Consider the following 20,168-nt stretch of genomic DNA (forward strand, 5'->3'; position numbering starts at 1 on the left):
AGCTCATGTCCAACGTCACCGTGATCGGAACCCAGTGGGGGGACGAGGGTAAAGGCAAGATCGTCGACTGGCTCGCCAGCCGCGCCGATATCGTTGTCCGCTTTCAGGGTGGTCACAACGCCGGTCACACGCTGGTCGTGGGCGATCAGGTCTACAAGCTGTCCCTGCTGCCGTCCGGACTGGTTCGCGGCAAGATCGGCGTGATCGGCAATGGTGTTGTCGTGGACCCGAAGGCCCTGATGACCGAGATCGACCGCGTGACGGCACAGGGTCTTGTTGTCACCCCCGAGACGCTGTGGATCGCCGAGAACGCGCCGCTGATCCTGCCGGTGCATGGCGCTCTCGACCGGGCGCGTGAAGCCGCCCGTGGCGGCCACAAGATCGGCACGACCGGTCGCGGCATCGGCCCGGCCTATGAAGACAAGGTGGCCCGCCGCGCTATCCGCATCTGCGATCTGGCCGAACCCGAGACGCTGGACTGGAAGCTGGACGAACTGCTCCTGCATCACAACACGCTGCTTGCTGGCCTGGGTGCCGAGACCTTCACCAAGGAGCAGCTCAAGGACTTCCTGGCCGAGATCACGCCGCGTCTGCTGCCGTTCTCCTGTCAGGTCTGGGATCGTCTGGATGAAGCCCGCCGTGCCGGTCGCCGCATCCTGTTCGAAGGTGCGCAGGCCGTCATGCTGGATGTCGATCACGGCACCTATCCGTTCGTCACGAGCTCCAATACGGTTGCAGCCGTGGCAGCTTCGGGCAGCGGTGTCAGCCCGTCTTCCGTTGGCTTCGTACTCGGGATCGCCAAGGCCTACACGACCCGCGTGGGCGAGGGACCGTTCCCGACCGAACTGCACGACCAGACTGGCCGCACCCTTGGCGAGCGTGGTCATGAATTCGGCACCGTTACCGGTCGTCCGCGTCGCTGCGGCTGGTTCGACGCGGTTCTGATCCGTCGCGCTGTCCGCGTCGGTGGCGTCAGTGGCATCGCCCTGACGAAGCTCGACGTTCTGGATGGTCTGGACGAAATCTCCATCTGTGTCGGTTATGAGCTGGATGGTCAGAAGATCGAGACCTTCCCATCCGCTCCGGGTGCACAGGCCCGCGTCAAGCCGGTTTACGAGACGATGCCGGGCTGGAAAGAAACGACCGCAGGCGCCCGTTCCTGGGCCGAGCTTCCGGCACAAGCTATCAAGTATGTCCGTCGCATCGAGGAACTGATTGAAGCCCCGGTAACGCTGCTCTCCACCAGCCCGGAACGCGATGACACCATCCTGATGCGTGATCCGTTCGAGGACTGATTTTTCAGCTCTGGAATCGGTTCCTGCATTAACGAAGTCTCAATCCCTGTCCGGCACAAAAGACCGGACAGGGAAACAACGGGATTTCGATGGCCGACACGCAGGCAGATAACAGCCAGGAACTGCTCATTGCCGAGCGGTATCTGATCAGCCTGGACCGGAAACAGCCTGATCTGGGCGGCTGCGCGACTTATGGCGCGCAGGATACGACGGCAACCGGAACGTCCTATCTTGGCCTTGCGCCTTTCGCGCCGTCTGCCCGTCTTTCGGAGATCATGTTCTTTCGCCATGAAAGCGTGATCCCGATCCATACCCATGAATATGCCCAGGGCGCTCTCTGGCTGCTCTGTCCCCACCCTCCCGGTCCTTCGCTTGCGGAATTTCTCGGCCTCTGGACAGAAAGCCAGTTGATCGACGGTGTCATCCGTCCGCTCGCCTCGCTTCTTCAGCATCTGGAAGCGGCAAAACTGACCTGCCGCAGTATCCGGCCTGACAACCTGTTTGTCGGTCAGGGACTGCACAAGGTCGTTCTCGGACCATTAGGCGTAAGCGCGCCGGCTGAAAAACAGCCTGTTCTTTTCGAACCTCTGTCTTCAGCCGTCTGCCGCCCGTCTGCGCGGGGCGAGGGCACGATTGACGATGACATCTTTTCGCTGGGTGTCATCATCCTGGCGTTGGCCATCGGGAAGCTCCCCCTTGAAGGTCTGTCCGACGCGGACATTCTCAAGCGACGCTTCGAAGTCGGCACTCCTGCGGCCTATATGGACGGCCACAGCGTGCCTGTCGGCCTGCGTTCGGTTCTGACGGCAATGCTGTCCGATGATCCGGTCAGCCGTCCTTCCCCACGTGATCTGGTCACGATTGCACCCAGTAAAGTTTTTACGGTTCGTCCGGTTGTGCCGGCGCGCGTTCCGCTCATGATTGGTGGGAATGCCGTTTATACGCCGCAGGCTCTGGCCTGGTATGCAGGGCGACATCCCGCAGAGTTTTCAGGACTGCTGCAGAGGAAGGTCATCAGCAACTGGTTGCATCGCGAACTCGAATTCTCTGTGATGGCGAGCCTGATCGAACAGGCCAGCGCCTCGTTCCTTCCGGCCGCCGGAAACAAGGCAGTCGATCCGGCCACGATGGTCATCACGCATGCGATTTCCGTTCTTGATCCCGGCGCGCCGATGTTCTGGGGCGGCTTGTGGTTCTGGCCCGAAGCACTGCCCCAGATGCTGGCTCAGGCAACGGTGCAACCCGTCATTCCGGATGATGAGCGGATGGTGCGCAATATCCTGAGCTTCATGTCGGGAAATCCGGATGCGTTCATGTGGGCGCATCTGCCCCAGCGTCAGGGGCAGCAGATTACGACACTATCCGTGGCAGCACGACGGATGGGCGGAAAGGGGGGCGAACTGGTCAGACGATTCCCCTATGACATGAACAGCTTTCTTCCATGTCTTTCGAAAAAATGTCTGAACGAGCGGATTTCCCTGCCCGAAGGGCTGCTGCAGTGGCTGAACCGGCATGTCGGCGTCGAAGACCTGCCGGATGATATACTGGGGCGGAGCGGCTTTCTGGATGACCAGATGCGCTCTTTTCTTGAAGCGAACTGTGCACGGCAGGGGATCATTCCCCTTTCGCAGTCGCAGAAAGCCGGCCTGCCGCCCTGGCTTGCGGATCTGACTCTGCTTGCGGCCGTACAGAGGAAATTCGACAGGACACCGCTCAGCTTTCTGGCGCAGCGGGCATTGCCCCTGCTGGAGATGGAACTCCGCCAGTGGCGCAGCAAGACCTCTCGCGCCCGGCGACGCGTAAGGCTTGGCAAGGCGGCGGAAGACGGAAATCTGGGAACGTTTCTTGCGACCGTCAACGACCCGACCGGCCTTCGGCTGGACCAGCGGCAGGCTCAGGACGCAGAAGCTGAAATCAGCAATCTGATGCGCGTTCTTGACGAAGCTCCCGAAAGAAAAGCCGCCGCCGATCGTGAAGCGCGCAATTCTGGAGAATTTTTCTCACTTCTGACGGGTATCGCTGTCGCGATGGCAAGTATCTGGCTGGAGTTCTGTCGGTGAGGAAAACCCATGGCATCCGTTAGGCAGGCAGAACAGGGATCGCTTCGTGCTCCGGGCTTTCGCTGGTGGCACGGGATCATCATCGGGTTGCTGCTCTCCTATGTTCCGGGGAGCCTGCTGGTCGCGGGCGTGCTGCTATTGCCGCTGGTGGCCCTGCGGCTTGTTGATCCCAATGCGGATGGCCAGCGCATCATGATCGTTTTGTTTTATGTGGGGGCTGCCATGGTCCATCCCCTGCATGAAGCCTGGGCCGCAAACGGGGACTGGGAGACCTGTATCGCGCAGATCACGCAGCCCGTCACCCTGGCGCTTGACTGGCTTGCGGCAGGGGCGGCCTGGCTTGTTGCGGAAGCCTCGGCCATTGGCGGCAGACTCTGGAATACGGAAGTTGCGAGGCGCGAGCGTAAATCCATTGAAAAACGCATCGCCTATCTTCAGGGCGAGTGGATGACTGCGGACGAAGATCCTCCTGCCAGCTGAAAACTCCGCAGACCGGCAGGAGAGTGCACCTTACTCGGAAGCCGTATCTTCCGCTGAGCTTTCCATCAATCTGGAGGCAAGGTCGTTGGAGCCTCCAACCAGACCCTTTGCATATTCCTGAGCCGAGAACGGGCGCAGGTCTTCGGCCTGTTCGCCGACACCAACCATGTGGACGGGCAGTTTGAACTGTTCCGCCAGCGCCACGACGATGCCGCCACGCGCAGAGCCGTCTAGTTTGGTCACGATCAGACCTGTCACATTCACCAGTTCACGGAAGACACGGACCTGTTCGATGGCGTTCTGACCGGTCGTTGCGTCTAGCACTAAGAGGACGGAGTGGGGTGCTGTTTCGTCGAACTTTCGCATGACGCGGATGATCTTGGCCAGCTCCTCCATTAGCGCGCCCTTATTGTGCAGGCGCCCGGCAGTGTCGATCAGGAGCAGGTCGGTTCCGGCTTCGGTTGCGCGCTTGAGACCGTCATAGGCCAGACCCGCAGCATCGGCGCCATGCTTGCCAGCAATGACAGGCACGTTGGCGCGCTTGCCCCAGACTTCAAGCTGTTCAACGGCAGCGGCACGGAACGTGTCTCCGGCTACCAGCATCACGGATTTGCCTTCTTCCGTGTAATGGCGGGCCATCTTGCCGATTGTCGTGGTCTTGCCGACGCCATTGACGCCGACAACCAGCACGACATGGGGTTTTTTCTTCGGGTCGGGCTCGAAGGGAATGGCAACGGGTTCCAGGACGCGGGCGATTTCGGTTGCGAGGGTCTCGCGGATTTCGTCGCTGGTGACGTCCTTGCCAAAGCGCGTGCTGCGGAAGTTCTCGATGACGCGCTCGGCCACGGCCGGTCCGAGATCGGCTGCGATCAGCTCGTCCTCGAGCTCTTCAAGAGCTGTTTCATCCAGCTTGCGATGCGTAAAGACGGCGCCGAGACGCGAACTCGACCGCGAAAGACCCTGTTTGAGTCGTGAGAAAAATCCAGCCATGCATGGGAGTTCGGACAGGTCGGGCCGAACGTCAAGGGCATAGGAAGATCTGAACGCGTTTCAGCTGCGGATTTCGGCCAGAAGTGTCCCGTTTTCCAGCCCCGTGGCGCGAACGGGTACGAAACTGCCCCGGACTGGCGCAGGCGCGGTTCCGGTCAGGCGCACGGCGGCAAATTCCGGCGAGTGGCCGCGATCCGGTGTCTCGGCCAGAATATCGAACTCGGTGCCGATGAGGCGCTGCAGGAAACGGTCACGGTTTGCCTCGCCGATGTCGCGCAGACAGGCTGCGCGTTTCTGACGTTCGGCATTGGGGACGGCCGGCATGCGGGCGGCGGGCGTTCCGGGGCGTTCGCTGTAAGGGAAAACATGCAGGAAGGGGATTTGCTGCTCTTCGATAAAGGCGCGGGTCTCTTCGAACAGGGCATTCGTTTCCGTGGGAAAGCCCGCGATCAGATCGGCACCAACGCCTGTCTCCGGGCGTATGGACCGGACACGGTGTAATGTTGCTGCGACCCCGGCCGTATCATGGCGGCGCTTCATGCGCTTGAGAATGAGATCCGAGCCAGCCTGCAGGGACAGGTGCAGATGCGGCATCAGGCGGGGCTCGTTTTCCAGAAGCCACCACAAATCTGCGTCCCCGGTTTGTGCATCGAGAAGGACAGGGTCGATGGAAGACAGGCGCAGCCGCCGCACGCCGTCCACACGGCGCAGAAGTTCCCGACACAACGCGCCCAGTCCCTTGCCCTCGGCCCCTTGCCATGAGGCAATGTCCACACCGGTCAGGACGATTTCCTGATGCCCGGCTTCGACAAGCGCTTCGGCGCGCGCGATGGCGTCTTCAACAGGGGTAGAGCGGGAATCTCCGCGGCCATACGGAATGATGCAGAAAGTGCAGCGGTGATCGCAGCCCTGCTGGACCTGAAGGAGGGCGCGCGCGTGACGGGATGGCGGCAGACCCGTGCTGGTGTCCCCCCAGATGGCGGGTTTGAGCTTGTCTTCGTTGGGCACAACGCGGACAACGCCCGGCAGCGCGGCCCAGCGGTCAGGGGCGATATCGGAGGCACAGCCCGTCACGACGATCTTTGCGTCCGGATTCTCGCGATGCGCGCGCCGGATGGCCTGCCGGGCCTGTCGTTCGGCCGTGGTCGTCACGGCGCAGGTATTGACGATGATCGTGTCGTCCTGCCCGCGCGCGTGATGGGCCATGCCGTCGCTCTCATGGGCGTTGAGGCGGCAGCCGAATGTCAGAACAGAGGCGCTCACGCGGTTGTCCCGTGGAAGACCGTGACGGCGGGGCCTGTCATGAGAACATGTTCGTCTTCGCGCCATGTAATACGCAGGTCTCCGCCATCCATCGCGACCGTGCAGGTCCGTTCCGTCAGGCCGCGGCGGACGGCATTTACGACCGCCGCACAGGCCCCCGACCCGCAGGCGAGCGTCAGTCCTGCGCCACGCTCCCAGACGCGCAGACGCATATGCGTCGGGGAGAGGATCTGCGCGAAACCGATATTGGCGCGTTCTGGAAACAGAGGCTCCCGTTCGAGGCCTGGTCCCAGCGCCTCCGCGCGGGAGGCGTCGCCGAACAGCGTGGCGTGTGGATTGCCCATCGAGCAGGCTGCCGCATCATGCAGCGGCAGATGTAGCGTGTCACAGGCGCGGGACAGCGGCACGTCCTGCCAGTCCAGCCGGGGCTTGCCCATATCGACCGTGAAGAGATCGCCATCCTGTGCCGTGGGGAGAAGGCCGGCGGCCGTCTGGAGCGTCGGAGCGCCGCCGACGAACTTCGCCACGCAGCGCGACGCATTGCCGCAGGCCCCGGCTTCCGAACCGTCCGGGTTGAAGAAACGGACATGCACGTCTGCCCCTGCCAGCGTCGGCGCTGTCAGCAGGACAAGCTGGTCACAGCCGATTCCGAAGCGCCGGTCGCACAGATGGCGGATCGTCGCGGTATCGAGGGCGGGATCGTTCTGGCGGCCGTCGATCACGACGAAATCGTTGCCCAGACCGTGCATTTTCGTGAAGGAGAGGGTCATGATGGCGCCTCTCATAAAGCATCGCGCGGGTTGACGCACGGGGAACATGCCCTCATTTCGGCTGCTGGATCAGAAGGAGTGGACATGAGCGGCCCGGAACAGCTTGAAGGAATGCACGCAGCGGCGTTCACGCGCGCCAACAGCGAGCCCGACACGATTTTCTATGCCCAGCGCGTGCCGGATTCGCTGATGGATATGGGCGCGCGAACGGCCGTGACGGCCCTGTATCAGACGGCCCTGCCGGTCGGTGGCGCCGTGCTGGATCTGATGGTGGGCGCGCTCAGCCATTATCCCGAGGAAGCGACGTTCCAGCGCGTGGTCGGGCTCGGGATCTCCAAAGGCGCCCTGGATTCCAATCCCGTGCTGGGCGAGCGTGTAGTGCAGGATCTCAATGAGGTCACGACGCTGCCTTTCGAGGATGACAGCTTCGATGCCGTGACGCTGTGTGACGGGCTGGCCTATCTGACGCAGCCGCTGGCCGTGCTGACGGAAGTCGTGCGTGTCCTCAAGCCCGGTGCGCCGCTGATCCTGACGTTTTCCGATCAGTTCCATGCGGTGAAGGCCGTGGCGATCTGGCAGGCGCTTGAGCCGGCGGACCGGGTGCGTCTGGCCAGTGTGCTGATGTCCCGCGCCGGGCTGGCCGAGCTGGATACGGGCGAGGTCGTGCCGCCTGAGGACCTCACGGCATGGCGCGATACGGTGCATGCGGTGATCGGGCGTAAGCCGAGGAACTGAACGGGACAGGGACTGCGTTGCGGGTGCCGGACGGAGCGGGAAGAACAAGATAAAGCCTTCCATACGTTCTTTCTGGCATTTTCGGCTGGAAGTCTTTATGCAGCGGCATTCCAGCCGCCGCATCCTGTCGTCGGCGTGACGTTTGCCGAGTGTTCATAAAATATGCCTTTTCCCGATACCCATCCTGCCCTTAAGCGCGCCCTTGAGGCACGTGGCTACGAACAGCTGACTCCTGTTCAGGAAGCAGTTCTGCAGCCGGGGCTGGACGAGCGCGACCTGCTGGTTTCCGCGCAGACGGGGTCGGGCAAGACCGTCGCCTTCGGCCTGGCCATCGCTCCGACCCTGCTCGGAGACGCCGATCGCCTTCCGCCGTCCCCTCAGCCCATGGCGCTTGTGATTGCGCCGACGCGTGAGCTGGCGCTTCAGGTCCAGTCCGAACTCAAATGGCTTTATGCCGAAACCGGCGCCCGCATCGCGAGCTGCATTGGCGGCACTGATGCCCGCAGTGAAGCCCGTGAGCTGAACCGCGGCGCCCATATCGTGGTCGGAACCCCCGGCCGCCTGTGCGATCACCTGTCGCGTGGCTCGCTTGACCTGTCCGCCCTGCGCTGCGTCGTGCTCGATGAAGCCGACGAAATGCTGGACATGGGCTTCCGCGAGGAGCTGGAGCAGCTTCTCGATGCCGCCCCGGCCGAGCGCCGCACGCTGCTGTTCTCCGCAACGATCGCCCGCGAGATCGCCTCGCTGGCACGCCGTTACCAGAAGAATGCCGAGCGGATCGACACGGTGTCGGGTGCCAAGCAGCATTCCGACATCACCTATCGCTGCGTCATCACGCAGCCGCAGGAAATCGAGCGTTCGCTCGTCAACGTGCTCCGGTTCTACGAGAGCCCGACGGCCATGGTGTTCTGCAACACCCGCATGATGGTCAACCAGGTTCAGGCTGCTCTTCTGGAGCGCGGTTTTGCCTCCGTCGCCATTTCCGGCGAGATGGGCCAGAACGAACGCAGCCGTGCGATCGAGAGCCTGCGCTCCGGTCAGGCCCGGGTCTGTGTTGCGACCGACGTTGCAGCACGCGGCATTGACGTGCCGGCCCTGAGCCTCGTGATTCATGCCAGCATTCCGACGGCTGCCGAAACCCTGCTGCATCGTTCGGGCCGTACGGGCCGTGCGGGCCGCAAGGGCACCAGCGTTCTGATGGTTCCGCTGAACCAGCGTCGCCGGGCCGAGCGCCTGCTTCAGATGGCGAAGATCCAGGCCGAGTGGGAAGCCGTTCCCACGGCCGACGCCATTGCCGAGCAGGACAAGACGCGCCTGATGCACGATCCGATCCTGACGAACGCCGTGGACGACATGTCCGATGAGCTGGTCAACCAGCTGGTCGAGAAGTACGACGCCACCAAGCTCGCAGCGGCACTGGTTGGTCTGTATCGTGCGCGTCTGCCGAAGGTCGAGCAGATCCGCCCGATGTCCGTCGAGGCTCCGCGCCGTACGGAGCGTGGCGAGCGTGCACCGCGCGAAGAGCACACCATGTCCGGTGAGTGGTTCAAGATGGGCGTTGGTCGCACCGAGCGTGCCGATCCGAAGTGGCTGATCCCGCTGATCTGCCGCCTGGGTGGCGTGCAGAAGCGCGAGATCGGCAGCATCCGCATCGATCAGGAACAGACCTATTTCCAGATCGCGGATGAGAGCGTAGCCCGCTTCAAGTCCTGCCTCGCCGGGGCGGAAGCCGACGAAGTGACGATCGAGCCGTCCGAGGCCCCTGCCGGTGGCATGGGCCCCCGTGGTCGCAACCCGGGTGAAGGCAAGCGCTTTGGCGGCGGTGGCCGTTCGGGCGGTGGCTTCAAGGGTGGTCCGCGCGGTGGTGCCGGCGGCGGTTACAAGGGTCGCGGCGGTTCGGGCTATGGTCGTCCGAAGCCCGCAGCCGGTGACGGTCCGCGCGGTGACGGTTCAAGCCGCAAGCGCCGTTCCTGATCCGTCTTTCAGGATCTGAAACGTAGAACCCCGCCGGAGCAGGTCTCCGGCGGGGTTTGTTTTTTCAGGCGTCGGGCAGGAGGGGCACCAGTTCCCGGACCCGGTCGAGGATGTCTGTGACCGGGAGCGGGATGGCGGCATCGTCCGTATGATTTTCCTGCACGGCCCCTGTCTCGAACACATCCGCCCAGTATTTCAGTCCGCCCTGTGTCGCCATGGCGGCAAAGCAGGGATTGATGTGATGGGACGGTACGAGTTCGTAAACGAGCGTTCCCGGCTGACACCAGGCGATATTGGCCATGCCGGCCCCCAGCATTCCCATAACCATCCCGGCGTCGGTGAACAGGCGGATCTGTTCGGAGAGCGACAGCGTTTCGGGATGCACGCGCTCGAAGCCGAGTTTTTCCAGCCCTGCCGCCAGTTCGGCTTCGTTGGGAACATGCCGGTTGGCTGAACTGCCACGCTCAATATAAAGGCGCCGTCCGGCAGGTTTCGTTGTGGCACCTGCGGCCTGTCGTAGCCGCTCATAGGCGGCGCGGGACAGGTCCGAGACAGCGAAATCGGCGCTGCCATTGACGAAGGTGATGTAGTCGAGGGTTTTGAAGGCGTACTGCCGTCCCTGTTGCAGACGGATATGAGCATCACCGCTCAGGCCAAAAAGCTCCAGCGTCTCGAACTGCCACGGATGCATATGTTCGGGCAGGACAAGGCGGACCGGCCGGTCGGCTTCGGACAGGACATGCAGGGCGGGGATCGTATGGGCGACCCAGTGATAGAAGTTTGAGGCCCAGTGATCGACACAGCTTGCGGTCACGCCCTTGAAAGGTGCGCAGCGGACGATATCCGCAGAACGCAGCTTCAGGTTACGCACGGCCTCCGGATCCTGGACATAGGCGGTTTCAGTGACCGGATAACCTGCATGCAGGAGCGTCATCAGCGGCTGGTCCAGCACGACGTCACACAGGGCGTACTGCCGGACAGTGACCGGCATGCTTTCCCAGTTCCGGAACGGGTTGCGCTCTGGATGGCTCAGCTCAGAGGCGCAGGGCGCGGAAACCGGTCGGATGGGACAGGTTTCGAGAACGGTCGTGCTGCGTGCGATCTCCGCCAGACCGGAGGATCCGGCCGGTGGAGAGAACAGGCGCCTGAGACGGGAGAGAAGCGGCATGGTCAGGATCAGACGGTCTTGGCCGCGCCTTTGAGCAGGGCCTGCTGGGCGTCCTTGAGCGCATCGGACATTTTCTGTTCCGGCTCCTTGAGATGCAGGCTTTCCAGCGTGTCCAGCAAGGCCTCGGCCACAAGCACGCGGGCCAGCCATTTATGGTCCGCCGGTATGACGATCCAGGGGGCGTCCGGTGTTGCGGTCGCGCGAATGGCTTCTTCGTAGGCTGCGGTATAATGCGGCCAGAACTCGCGCTCCTTCAGATCCGACGGGCTGAACTTCCAGCGTTTTTCCGGATGATCCAGCCGCTTGAGCAGACGCTGCCGCTGCTCCTCAGGTGAAATATGCAGGAACAGCTTGAGGACGATGATGTTCTGCCGACGCAGATAGCTTTCAAAATGCCGCAGATCGCCCAGCCGATGATCCCAGAATCCCGGGAGATCGGGATTGAGGCCGCGGGCGCGCACCATGTCCGGATGCACGCGCTCCACGAGGACATCTTCGTAATGACTGCGGTTGAAAATGCCGATCTCGCCGCGCGACGGCACGGCAAGATGGATGCGCCACAGATCATCATGACGCGTCGAAATGCCGACAGGCGCCTTGAAGGACGTGACATGCACGCCCTGCGGATTTAAGCCGGAAAAAGCATGGCGGATTGCACCGTCCTTGCCAGCGGTATCCATGCCCTGAAGCACGACAAGGATGCCGTGGGTGGCGTAGGCTGCCAGTCGCTGCTGCAGGACGGACATCCGGTCCACGCAGTCTCGGATGCGGGTGCGGGACGTGTCTTTCTGGCGACCAAGTTTGTCATTCGTGGCGATGGAGGACAGACGGAAGTTCTTGCCGTCCGTAATGCGAAGTTGGGAAGGAAGCCCGGTTTCAGCCGACATGACGGTTCACCGCAAGTCCACCCGAGGCCTGACAGACCGGCATCATTTCCAGATAATTGACGTTCACATGCCAGGGCAGCCCGATGAGCCAGGAGACAGTCCCGGCGATGTCTTCTGGCGTCAGCGGCGTCGTGTCCCTGTAGACGGCGGCCGCCTTGGCATCGTCACCCAGACGCACATTGCTGAACTCGCTGCCGCCACACAGGCCGGGCTCGATATTCGTCACGCGGATGCGGGTGCCGAGCAGGTCCGTGCGCAGGTTCTGGGTGAACTGGTGCACGAAGGCCTTGGTCGCGCCATAGACGTTCCCGCCCGTATAAGGATAGGTCCCGGCCGTGCTGCCCAGGGCGATGATGTAGCCCGTATTGCGCTGGACCATGCCGGGCAGAAGCGCGCGCGTCAGTTCCACAACGCCCGAGACATTGGTTGCGATCATCGATTCCCAGTTGTCGGGCTCGGCGTCCTGTGCGGGTTCCATGCCGAGTGCCAGACCGGCATTGTTCACCAGCACATCGATATCCTGCCACTCCTCGGGCAGGGCGGCCGGCAGGGCGCGCAGGGCCTCACGGTCCGTCATGTCGAGCGTATAGGGCAGGACGCTCTCGCCCAGTTCGTCCTTGAGGGCTTCCAGACGTTCCTTGCGGCGTCCGGTTGCGATGACGCGGTGACCTTCGCGCACGAGGCGCGTTGCTATGGCGTGACCGAAGCCTGCGGTAGCGCCGGTGACGAGGACGGTGAGAGGCATGACAATCTCCAGACGGACAGTCCGCACCCGGCAGGGGCGGCTCGGGATACCCAGTTCAATGACATTGGATGTCATTAACACTCCTGAAGGCAAACGCTTGCAATACAGGAAGGGATGCACCCATGTTGGCAGGCATGAAGAAAACACTCGACGGACAGAATGACAACCTGACAGATCCCGCCTTTCTGGAACACGGCCTTACGGGAAAACTGCTCGTGGCCGCGCCCGCGCTGGCGGAAACGTTTTTCGAGAGAACGGTAATCTATCTCTGCGCCCATTCGGAGCAGGACGGGGCGATGGGGCTGATCGTCAACAGGCGTTTGTCCCAGCCGGGGCTGGATGACCTGTTCGCACAGCTTGGAATCGAGCCTAATCCCCCCGAGCGGCGGATTGGTGTGTGCATGGGCGGTCCGGTCGAACATTCCCGGGGCTTTGTACTTCACTCGGCCGACTGGGCCGGGGAGGGGAGTCTGGACGTCGATGGTCACACGACCCTGACCGCCAGTCTCGATATCCTGCGCGAACTTGCCGCCGGGCATGGGCCAAAACAGGCCATGATGGCGCTCGGACACGCTGCCTGGGCGCCCGGGCAGCTTGAACAGGAAATCCTGCGTGACAGTTCCTGGTTCGTGGCCCCTGCCACTGACGAGATCGTGTTCGGAACCGACCACGCCAAAAAATGGCGTCAGGCGTTGGTGGCCATAGATATCGATCCACTTCTTCTCTCAGCGTCCGTCGGGGAAGCCTGAACAGGCTTTCCCTCCAGAGCAGTCTTCAGGCCGATACTCCCATCACATACAGGAAGGCAGCATGAGCGCACCCTATATCCTCTACATCTACGAACACTGCCCGTTCTGCACCAAGGCGCGGATGATCTTTGGTCTGAAGGACATCCCCTATGAGCGGCAGATCCTGCTCAATGACGATGTCGAAGGCCCGGTCCGTATGGTGGGACGCAAGGTCGTTCCGATCCTTGAGGAAGACGGACAGTTCATGGCCGAGAGCATGGACATCGTCGCCCATATCGACGCGATCGGAAAACCTGTCCTGACGGGCAAGACGCGTCCCGAAATTACGGCCTGGCTGCACAAGGCAGGCAAGCCGCTCTATCACCTGTTCCTGCCCCGTGCCGCTGCGGCGCCATTGCCGGAGTTCGAGACGACCTCCGCGCGTGCCGGGTTCATCCGTCGCAAGGAACCGTCCGTCGGGTCGTTCAGCGCATTGCTGGAAGAAAAAACCGATGAACTGACGCAGTTGAATGCGTTGCTGAAGGAACTGGCTCCGCTGACCCAGACGCCTGAAGCCGTGAACGGCGAATTGTCCACGGATGACATCCACCTGTTTGCGCATCTGCACAGCATGTCGCTGATCGGGGGCGTCGTTTATCCACCAGAAGTCGAGGCCTATCGCCAGACCATGGCAGAGCTTTCGCGGGTGGGTCTGTTTGACGGCATTGCTGTCTGATTACTGACCCGATCTGCAAAGAAAAGGGGCCGGATCACAGGATCCGGCCCCTTTTTCATGTCCGCAGGCTGGGGGATCATTTTCCCGGCTGAAGGACCGTGCTCAGGAACTGCGCACGCCGCTCGGCCACCCGGGCGCGGATGATCGGATCGGGCAGCATGTGCGTGCCAGGAAGCAGCAGAAGGTCGTAGGGCTTTCCAGCGTGCAGAAGGGCCTGCGTCAGCTTCATGGTGTTCTCGAAATAGACATTGTCATCCGTAATGCCGTGCATGAGCAGCAGGGGTTGTTTCAGCGTGTCGGCATAGGTCAGGACATTGCTCTTGCGGTAACCATCCGGATCGTCCTGCGGCGTGCCGAGATAACGCTCGGTATAGGCCGTGTCGTAATCCGCGAAATCGACGGGAGGCGCACCCGCGACACCAACCTTGAACACATCCGGACGCCGAATGGTCGCCATCGCGGTGAAATAGCCGCCGAAGGACCAGCCATGCACGCCGACGCGGGAGAGGTCCATTTCATGATGACGTTTGCCGAGCGCCTGAAGTCCGTCGATCTGGTCCTGAAGCGGCAGGTCGATCAGGTTGCCCTTGATGGCGCGCTCAAAATCATGATCGCGCCCGGGTGTCCCGCGTCCATCGAGCGTAACGACGATATAGCCCTGATTGGCCAGGCACTGGTCATCGAGATAGAAGGTCGGCGTGTCATGGACCATCTTGGAGCCCGGACCGGCATAGACCGACAGTACGACCGGATAGCGCTTTGAGGCGCTGAAGTTTTCGGGGCGAATGATGGCCGCATCCAATTCACGTGGACCGGCCGTTGTGAACTCGACATGGACTGGCAGCTTCGGCGGCTGCGCCACGCTGGGCAGGGTGGCGATGACATGGCCGTTCGCATCCCGCACCAGCGTTTGGCGCGTGCCATTCGCGCTGGCGAATGTGTCCACCATGGCCGTGTGCGTGCCATTCGTGACATGGACATTATGGATGCCGCGCTCCGTCACGAACGGCGTTACGGCACCGGTTGCAAGGTCGATATGCACGACCTCGTTGTCCAGCCGGTTGGTCCGGACCGTCACCGTAATTGTGTTGTGCTCGGCGTCGTAATCGTCGAAGGCGACATAGGACAGGCCAGGGGGCGTCAGGACGCGCTGGAGCTTTCCATCCGAAGCATGGAGTTCAAGCTGCCAGTCCTTGCTCCGGTCCGCGGCCCAGAGGAAACCGGCATTATTGGCCAGAAAGACGGGCAGATTGTGTCCGCCGGAGGCCGCGCGCGGGTCCAGTTCGATCCAGGCCGGGTCGGACTGGGCGAGCAGGAGATGGGTGGCGCCGGTCGCAGGATCGATCGTGAGAAGCTGTTCCTGCGTCTGGGCGCGGTTGAGCAGTACGACGGTGAGAGGACCATTCTTCCGCCAGACCACGCGGCCGAGATAGGGCCACACCTCGTGATCCCATGAAATCCAGCGGACCGGCCCGCCTTTCGCGTCCACAAGCCCGAAACGTGTTTTGGCGTTGTTCGTGCCAGCGCGGGGATAGCGGAACGCGACAGGTTCAGCCTGCGGGGTTTCGGGATTGGTGATGTAATGCTTTTCGACGTCGCTGTTATCGGCTTCCTCGAACAGGATGGTCTTGCTGTCGGGGGACCACCAGGCGCCATCCGCGCGCTCCAGTTCCTCAGCAGCCGCAAATTCGGCGAGGCCGTGCGTCAGGGTGTCGCTTCCGCCGGTCGTCAGGCGTGTCTCGCGGCCACTGACGAGATCGACGCTGTACAGGTCATTGTCCCGCACCGCGGCAAGGGTCAGTCCGTCCGGGAAAGGCGGGGGGCGATCCACTGGCCTTCGACCGGGGTGACGCGGCCGTCATCGGTGGCGATGCGTTCAAGCTGTCCGCCCTGAGACGCCAGAAGCGTGCCGCCATCCTCGCTCATCTGATAGTCGGTAATGCCGGACATGCTCTGGCGTGCCCGTTCGCGCCGGGCCTTTTCCTCGACCGACAGATGTTCCGGGCCCGAGGCTGGGGCGGCCAGTTCATGCAGTGAATGGTCGGGCAGGTCGTAGCGATACAGGTGCAGATGCATGTCGAATGGTCCCGAGCGCAGGAACAGGGCGGAATGACCATCCGGCGTGATTTCGGCGTGGTTTGGCAGTCCAAGCGTGCCGTTCCGGGTCTTGGCCAGATCGACCATGCAGGCAGCGGGTTGAGCCGCATTGCCGATCCCGGTGGACAGCAGCGGAGAAAGGACGGCGCAGACCAAAAGGGCGCGACGCAGGACATGTGACGACATTGCATCTCCGTAAGCATGATGGCGGACAGGATTTTGACGTCGATCATGGACCGGCTCGCCGTTTGTGAACAGGGTTTCCGCCAGGGATGACGCAGCCGTCTCACGTTTTCGGGAGCAGGGGCGTTTTTACCGGGACCTATCCCGGGCTCGGGTGTTCTGTATCACGGTATGTCTCAGCAAGAAGGAGCCTGATGGATATGCAGTATCGTCAGCTTGGTCGCTCGGGCCTCAAGATTTCAGCACTTAATTTCGGATCGGTCACGTTCGGCGGACAGGGCAATTTTGCCGCTACCGGCAAAGTGAATGTCGCAGAAGCAACGCGGATGGTGGATATCTGCGTCGAGCATGGCGTGAACATGTTCGATACGGCCGATGCCTATTCCGGCGGTGAGGCCGAAGAAATCTTGGGGCGTGTCCTGCAGGGACGCAGCCGCGAACTGCTCGTGACCTCCAAGGTGCGTTTCCCGACGGGGAAGGGGCCGAATGAACAGGGGCTGTCACGCCATCACATCCTCAATGCCTGCGACGACAGTCTGCTTCGGCTGGGTCGCGATCATATTGACCTTTATTATCTGCATGAATGGGATGGTCTGACGCCGGTCGAGGAGACGCTTGAAGCACTCCAGACCCTGCGCGATCAGGGCAAGATCCGTTATGCCGGTATTTCCAATTTCGCGGGCTGGCAGGCCATGAAACTGCTGGGAGCTGCGGAGCGGGACCGTCTGATCGCGCCGGTCAGCCAGCAGCTCTATTACTCGCTGGAAGCGCGTGATGCCGAATACGAGCTTCTGCCGCTTGCTGTGGATCAGGGGCTGGGCGTGCAGGTCTGGAGTCCGCTGGCCTGTGGTCTGCTGACCGGGAAATACCGTCGCGGCAAGACGGCGCCGGAAGATTCCCGCCGCATTTCCGGCTGGCCGGAGCCGGAAGTCCGGGATCTGAAGAAGCTCTATGATACGGTCGAGGTTCTGGTGCAGATCGCAGAAGAGCATAATGTCTCTGCGGCCCGCGTGGCGCTGGCCTGGACGCTGCACAAACCGGCGATTACCTCGCTGGTTCTGGGGGCACGCAAGGAAAGTCAGCTTCTGGACAATCTCGCGGCCGCATCACTCCGTCTGACGCAGGAACAGGTTCGTCGGCTTGACGATGTCAGCGCGCCTGACCTGATCTATCCGTACTGGCATCAGAACCGGAATGCGTTTGATCGTCTCTCCAAAGCGGATCTTGTTCTGCAGGGGCCGGCAAAACGTCATCGGGAGGCTCTTGAAACGAAAAAATGACTGCCTAAATATTAATCACAGGCCGCTGCCTCCGGGGGCGGCCAAGCATATCAATGCCGCCGTAACGGGGCATCAGAGGATTTGAAGACTATGGACATTCAGAATTTTACCGAACGCAGCCAGGGCTTCCTTCAGGCCGCACAGACCATTGCGCTTCGGGACTACAACCAGCAGCTGACGCCGGAACACCTGCTCAAGGCCCTGCTGGATGATGAACAGGGCGCGGCATCCGGCCTGATCCGTGCGGCAGGCGGCGATCCGAAGGTCGTTCAGACCGCCAATGATGCAGCCCTTGCAAAACTGCCAAAAGTTCAGGGTGCCGGTGCCGGCCAGCCGCAGATGACGCCGGATCTGGCGCGTCTGCTCGATGCTGCCGAATCCGCTGCAAAGGTCGCTGGTGACAGCCATGTCGCACAGGATCGTCTGCTCGTGGCGATTGCTGCCAGCCATACGCCTGCAGGGAAGGCGCTTGTTGACGGTAAGGCCGGTGCTCCGGCTCTGGAACGCGCTGTTGCGGAAATCCGCAAAGGCCGGACTGTGACGAGTGCTTCGGCGGAAAACACCTTTGACGCCCTGAAGAAATATGCCCGGGACGTGACCGCTGTCGCGCAGGCAGGCAAGCTCGATCCGGTCATCGGTCGTGACGAGGAAATCCGCCGGACCATTCAGGTTCTGGCACGCCGCAGCAAGAACAATCCGGTCCTGATCGGTGAGCCGGGTGTGGGTAAGACGGCTATTGTCGAAGGTCTTGCACAGCGGATCGTCAACGGTGACGTGCCTGAGGCTCTGCGCAACAAGAAGCTGATGTCGCTCGACATGGGCGCGCTGATCGCCGGCGCGAAATATCGTGGTGAATTCGAGGAACGTCTGAAGGCTGTTCTTAAGGAAATTGAGACGGCTGAGGGCGAGATCATCCTCTTCATCGATGAAATGCACACGCTGGTTGGTGCCGGCCGCTCCGATGGTGCGATGGATGCGTCCAACCTCATCAAGCCGGAACTGGCCCGTGGCACGCTGCATTGCGTGGGTGCGACGACGCTCGACGAATACCGCAAGTATATCGAGAAGGACGCGGCTCTGGCCCGTCGTTTCCAGCCGGTCTTCGTGGGTGAGCCGTCCGTTGCCGACACGATCTCGATCCTGCGTGGCATCAAGGAAAAGTACGAGCTGCATCATGGTGTCCGCATCACGGACAACGCCATCGTTGCGGCCGCGACCCTCTCCAACCGCTACATCACGGACCGTTTCCTGCCGGACAAGGCGATCGATCTGATTGACGAGGCCGCCAGTCGCCTGCGCATGCAGATCGACAGCAAGCCGGAAGCGCTGGACGAACTTGATCGTCGTATCATCCAGCTCAAGATCGAGCGTGAAGCCATCCGCAAGGAAGACGATACCGCTTCGAAGGACCGTCTGGTGGCGCTTGAAGCGGAACTGGCAGATCTTGAAGAACAGTCTGACGCGATGGGTGCCGAATGGCATGCCGAGAAGGATCGGGTGAACGCGATCCAGAAGCTGAAGGAGCAGCTCGATACGGCGCGTTCCGATATCGATGTGGCACAGCGTCAGGGCGATCTCGGCAAGGCATCAGAGCTGAGATATGGCCTGATCCCGAACCTTGAGGCTCAGATCGCCAAGGCTCAGGAAGAGGAAGACGCATCCTCGAAGAGCGGACTGTTCGCCGATACCGTGACAGATCAGGGCGTGGCTTCGGTCGTCTCCCGCTGGACCGGTGTTCCGGTGGATCGGATGCTCGAAGGCGAGCGCGCCAAGCTGATCCGTATGGAAGACACGCTGCGTGAGCGTGTTGTCGGGCAAGAACAGGCACTGGTTGCCGTGTCGAATGCCGTCCGCCGGGCACGTGCCGGTCTTCAGGACCCGAACCGCCCAATCGGCTCGTTCCTGTTCCTCGGCCCGACGGGCGTTGGCAAAACCGAGCTGACCAAGGCTCTGGCGCAGTTCCTGTTCGATGACGAGAAGGCCCTGTTGCGGATCGACATGAGCGAATTCATGGAGAAACACGCAGTCTCCCGTCTGATCGGCGCGCCTCCGGGCTATGTCGGTTACGACGAAGGCGGTGTGCTGACCGAAGCCGTTCGCCGTCGCCCTTATCAGGTGATCCTGTTCGATGAAGTGGAGAAGGCCCATGAGGACATCTTCAACATCCTGCTCCAGGTTCTCGATGACGGACGTCTGACAGATGGGCAGGGGCGTGTGGTGGACTTCCGCAACACGATCATCGTCCTGACCAGCAACCTTGGCTCTGAGGTCCTGGCCAATCTGCCGGACGGTGAATTTGTCGATGAAGTCCGTCCGCAGGTCATGCAGGTGGTCCGCAACCACTTCCGGCCGGAGTTCCTGAACCGTCTGGACGAGATCATCCTGTTCTCCCGTCTGCAGCGTAAGGACATGGACCGGATCGTCAAGATCCAGATCAGCCGTCTGCAGAAGCTGCTGGAAGATCGCAAGATCGACCTGGAACTGGACGAGAAGGGAACCGAGTGGCTGGCCGCGGCAGGATACGATCCTGTCTATGGTGCCCGTCCGCTCAAGAGGGTCATCCAGCGCAGCCTGCAGAACCCGCTTGCGAGCCTGCTGCTTGAAGGCAGCATTCATGATGGGGAAACGGTCAAGGTTTCGGCCAATGACAAGGACCTCACGATCGACGGGAAAGCTGTCTCGGCAGACTGACGCCCGTCAAAACCGGTTTCGGTTAGAAAAAAGCGCCTTTTTGGTGCTTTTTTTGTCTTTTTATTATTCTGTAATCGGAATGGGTA

Annotated in this window: 17 protein-coding genes; 9 read left to right on the plus strand and 8 right to left on the minus strand. The window is 61.8% G+C overall.

All coding sequences use genetic code 11. The features are described from left to right. Positions 1-5 precede the first annotated feature (5 nt). From ACJ2A4_RS10745 to ACJ2A4_RS10755, 3 genes are all read left to right on the plus strand, one after another. Positions 6-1,295, plus strand: a complete 1,290-nt coding sequence (locus ACJ2A4_RS10745; RefSeq protein ID WP_408872807.1) for an adenylosuccinate synthase — start codon at positions 6-8, stop codon at positions 1,293-1,295. An 89-nt stretch (positions 1,296-1,384) separates the two neighbouring features. Then, entirely contained in the window at positions 1,385-3,355 is a 1,971-nt protein-coding gene (locus ACJ2A4_RS10750; RefSeq protein ID WP_408872808.1) for a hypothetical protein, read from the plus strand. A gap of 9 nt (positions 3,356-3,364) precedes the next feature. Further along, entirely contained in the window at positions 3,365-3,835 is a 471-nt protein-coding gene (locus ACJ2A4_RS10755) for a hypothetical protein (protein ID WP_408872809.1), read from the plus strand. Positions 3,836-3,865: 30 nt separating this feature from the next. On the opposite strand, the gene ftsY is transcribed toward ACJ2A4_RS10755, so the two are convergent. Genes ftsY through dapF form a run of 3 tightly spaced genes read right to left on the minus strand, consistent with a single transcriptional unit; the run spans position 3,866 to position 6,858 of the window. Next, the gene (gene ftsY / locus ACJ2A4_RS10760) at positions 3,866-4,825 is read right to left on the minus strand and encodes a signal recognition particle-docking protein FtsY (RefSeq protein WP_408872810.1); all 960 of its coding nucleotides are present in this window, start codon (positions 4,823-4,825) and stop codon (positions 3,866-3,868) included. Positions 4,826-4,885: 60 nt separating this feature from the next. Continuing rightward, on the minus strand, positions 4,886-6,088 hold the full coding sequence (locus ACJ2A4_RS10765; RefSeq protein WP_408872811.1) for a MiaB/RimO family radical SAM methylthiotransferase: 1,203 nt from the start codon (positions 6,086-6,088) through the stop codon (positions 4,886-4,888). Next, positions 6,085-6,858 (minus strand): diaminopimelate epimerase, encoded by a 774-nt coding sequence (gene dapF / locus ACJ2A4_RS10770; protein ID WP_408872812.1) that lies wholly within the window; start codon positions 6,856-6,858, stop codon positions 6,085-6,087. Before dapF ends, ACJ2A4_RS10765 begins: the two co-directional genes overlap by 4 nt. A gap of 84 nt (positions 6,859-6,942) precedes the next feature. Between dapF and ACJ2A4_RS10775 the strand changes: the two genes are divergently transcribed. Continuing rightward, complete coding sequence (locus ACJ2A4_RS10775; RefSeq protein WP_408872813.1) at positions 6,943-7,593, plus strand: class I SAM-dependent methyltransferase; 651 nt, start codon at positions 6,943-6,945, stop codon at positions 7,591-7,593. Between the two features lie 162 nt (positions 7,594-7,755). Continuing rightward, the gene (locus ACJ2A4_RS10780) at positions 7,756-9,567 is read left to right on the plus strand and encodes a DEAD/DEAH box helicase (RefSeq protein WP_011252991.1); all 1,812 of its coding nucleotides are present in this window, start codon (positions 7,756-7,758) and stop codon (positions 9,565-9,567) included. 64 nt (positions 9,568-9,631) lie between these two features. Here the strand turns inward: ACJ2A4_RS10780 and ACJ2A4_RS10785 are convergent, their stop codons facing one another. Genes ACJ2A4_RS10785 through ACJ2A4_RS10795 form a run of 3 tightly spaced genes read right to left on the minus strand, consistent with a single transcriptional unit; the run spans position 9,632 to position 12,367 of the window. Then, complete coding sequence (locus ACJ2A4_RS10785) at positions 9,632-10,735, minus strand: glycosyltransferase family 61 protein (RefSeq protein WP_408872814.1); 1,104 nt, start codon at positions 10,733-10,735, stop codon at positions 9,632-9,634. 8 nt (positions 10,736-10,743) lie between these two features. Then, entirely contained in the window at positions 10,744-11,622 is an 879-nt protein-coding gene (locus tag ACJ2A4_RS10790) for a polyphosphate kinase 2 family protein (protein ID WP_062507160.1), read from the minus strand. Beyond that, a complete protein-coding gene (locus tag ACJ2A4_RS10795) occupies positions 11,612-12,367 on the minus strand; it encodes an SDR family NAD(P)-dependent oxidoreductase (protein ID WP_408874158.1) in 756 nt (251 codons plus the stop codon). Before ACJ2A4_RS10795 ends, ACJ2A4_RS10790 begins: the two co-directional genes overlap by 11 nt. A gap of 134 nt (positions 12,368-12,501) precedes the next feature. Between ACJ2A4_RS10795 and ACJ2A4_RS10800 the strand changes: the two genes are divergently transcribed. Both ACJ2A4_RS10800 and grxB read left to right on the plus strand, forming a co-directional pair. After that, entirely contained in the window at positions 12,502-13,116 is a 615-nt protein-coding gene (locus tag ACJ2A4_RS10800) for a YqgE/AlgH family protein (RefSeq protein WP_408872815.1), read from the plus strand. Positions 13,117-13,177: 61 nt separating this feature from the next. Beyond that, positions 13,178-13,831: a glutaredoxin 2 gene (gene grxB / locus ACJ2A4_RS10805; RefSeq protein WP_408872816.1), complete on the plus strand. Its 654-nt coding sequence runs from the start codon at positions 13,178-13,180 to the stop codon at positions 13,829-13,831. A gap of 76 nt (positions 13,832-13,907) precedes the next feature. Here the strand turns inward: grxB and ACJ2A4_RS10810 are convergent, their stop codons facing one another. Then, positions 13,908-15,662, minus strand: coding sequence for a prolyl oligopeptidase family serine peptidase (locus ACJ2A4_RS10810; RefSeq protein ID WP_408872817.1), 1,755 nt, complete (start codon positions 15,660-15,662; stop codon positions 13,908-13,910). Continuing rightward, entirely contained in the window at positions 15,629-16,114 is a 486-nt protein-coding gene (locus tag ACJ2A4_RS10815; RefSeq protein WP_408872818.1) for a hypothetical protein, read from the minus strand. The genes ACJ2A4_RS10810 and ACJ2A4_RS10815 overlap by 34 nt, the downstream gene beginning before the upstream one ends. Before the next feature lie 197 nt (positions 16,115-16,311). Between ACJ2A4_RS10815 and ACJ2A4_RS10820 the strand changes: the two genes are divergently transcribed. Together ACJ2A4_RS10820 and clpB are read left to right on the plus strand one after the other, a co-directional pair. After that, positions 16,312-17,391 (plus strand): aldo/keto reductase, encoded by a 1,080-nt coding sequence (locus ACJ2A4_RS10820; protein ID WP_408874159.1) that lies wholly within the window; start codon positions 16,312-16,314, stop codon positions 17,389-17,391. Positions 17,392-17,481: 90 nt separating this feature from the next. Then, a complete protein-coding gene (gene clpB / locus ACJ2A4_RS10825; RefSeq protein WP_408872819.1) occupies positions 17,482-20,082 on the plus strand; it encodes an ATP-dependent chaperone ClpB in 2,601 nt (866 codons plus the stop codon). The last annotated feature ends 86 nt before the right edge of the window (positions 20,083-20,168 follow it).

Origin of the sequence: Gluconobacter roseus, from assembly GCF_046058915.1 — a bacterium.
GTDB lineage: Bacteria > Pseudomonadota > Alphaproteobacteria > Acetobacterales > Acetobacteraceae > Gluconobacter > Gluconobacter roseus_A.

Excerpts from the sequence above, each read along its gene's own strand:
- ACJ2A4_RS10745 (WP_408872807.1), top strand. The coding sequence starts at position 6 with ATGTCCAACGTCACCGTGATCGGAACCCAGTGGGGGGACGAGGGTAAA.
- ACJ2A4_RS10750 (WP_408872808.1), top strand. The coding sequence starts at position 1,385 with ATGGCCGACACGCAGGCAGATAACAGCCAGGAACTGCTCATTGCCGAG.
- ACJ2A4_RS10755 (WP_408872809.1), top strand. The coding sequence starts at position 3,365 with ATGGCATCCGTTAGGCAGGCAGAACAGGGATCGCTTCGTGCTCCGGGC.
- ftsY (WP_408872810.1), bottom strand. The coding sequence starts at position 4,825 with ATGGCTGGATTTTTCTCACGACTCAAACAGGGTCTTTCGCGGTCGAGT.
- dapF (WP_408872812.1), bottom strand. The coding sequence starts at position 6,858 with ATGACCCTCTCCTTCACGAAAATGCACGGTCTGGGCAACGATTTCGTC.
- ACJ2A4_RS10775 (WP_408872813.1), top strand. The coding sequence starts at position 6,943 with ATGAGCGGCCCGGAACAGCTTGAAGGAATGCACGCAGCGGCGTTCACG.
- ACJ2A4_RS10780 (WP_011252991.1), top strand. The coding sequence starts at position 7,756 with ATGCCTTTTCCCGATACCCATCCTGCCCTTAAGCGCGCCCTTGAGGCA.
- ACJ2A4_RS10785 (WP_408872814.1), bottom strand. The coding sequence starts at position 10,735 with ATGCCGCTTCTCTCCCGTCTCAGGCGCCTGTTCTCTCCACCGGCCGGA.
- ACJ2A4_RS10790 (WP_062507160.1), bottom strand. The coding sequence starts at position 11,622 with ATGTCGGCTGAAACCGGGCTTCCTTCCCAACTTCGCATTACGGACGGC.
- ACJ2A4_RS10795 (WP_408874158.1), bottom strand. The coding sequence starts at position 12,367 with ATGCCTCTCACCGTCCTCGTCACCGGCGCTACCGCAGGCTTCGGTCAC.
- ACJ2A4_RS10800 (WP_408872815.1), top strand. The coding sequence starts at position 12,502 with ATGAAGAAAACACTCGACGGACAGAATGACAACCTGACAGATCCCGCC.
- grxB (WP_408872816.1), top strand. The coding sequence starts at position 13,178 with ATGAGCGCACCCTATATCCTCTACATCTACGAACACTGCCCGTTCTGC.
- ACJ2A4_RS10815 (WP_408872818.1), bottom strand. The coding sequence starts at position 16,114 with ATGTCGTCACATGTCCTGCGTCGCGCCCTTTTGGTCTGCGCCGTCCTT.
- ACJ2A4_RS10820 (WP_408874159.1), top strand. The coding sequence starts at position 16,312 with ATGCAGTATCGTCAGCTTGGTCGCTCGGGCCTCAAGATTTCAGCACTT.
- clpB (WP_408872819.1), top strand. The coding sequence starts at position 17,482 with ATGGACATTCAGAATTTTACCGAACGCAGCCAGGGCTTCCTTCAGGCC.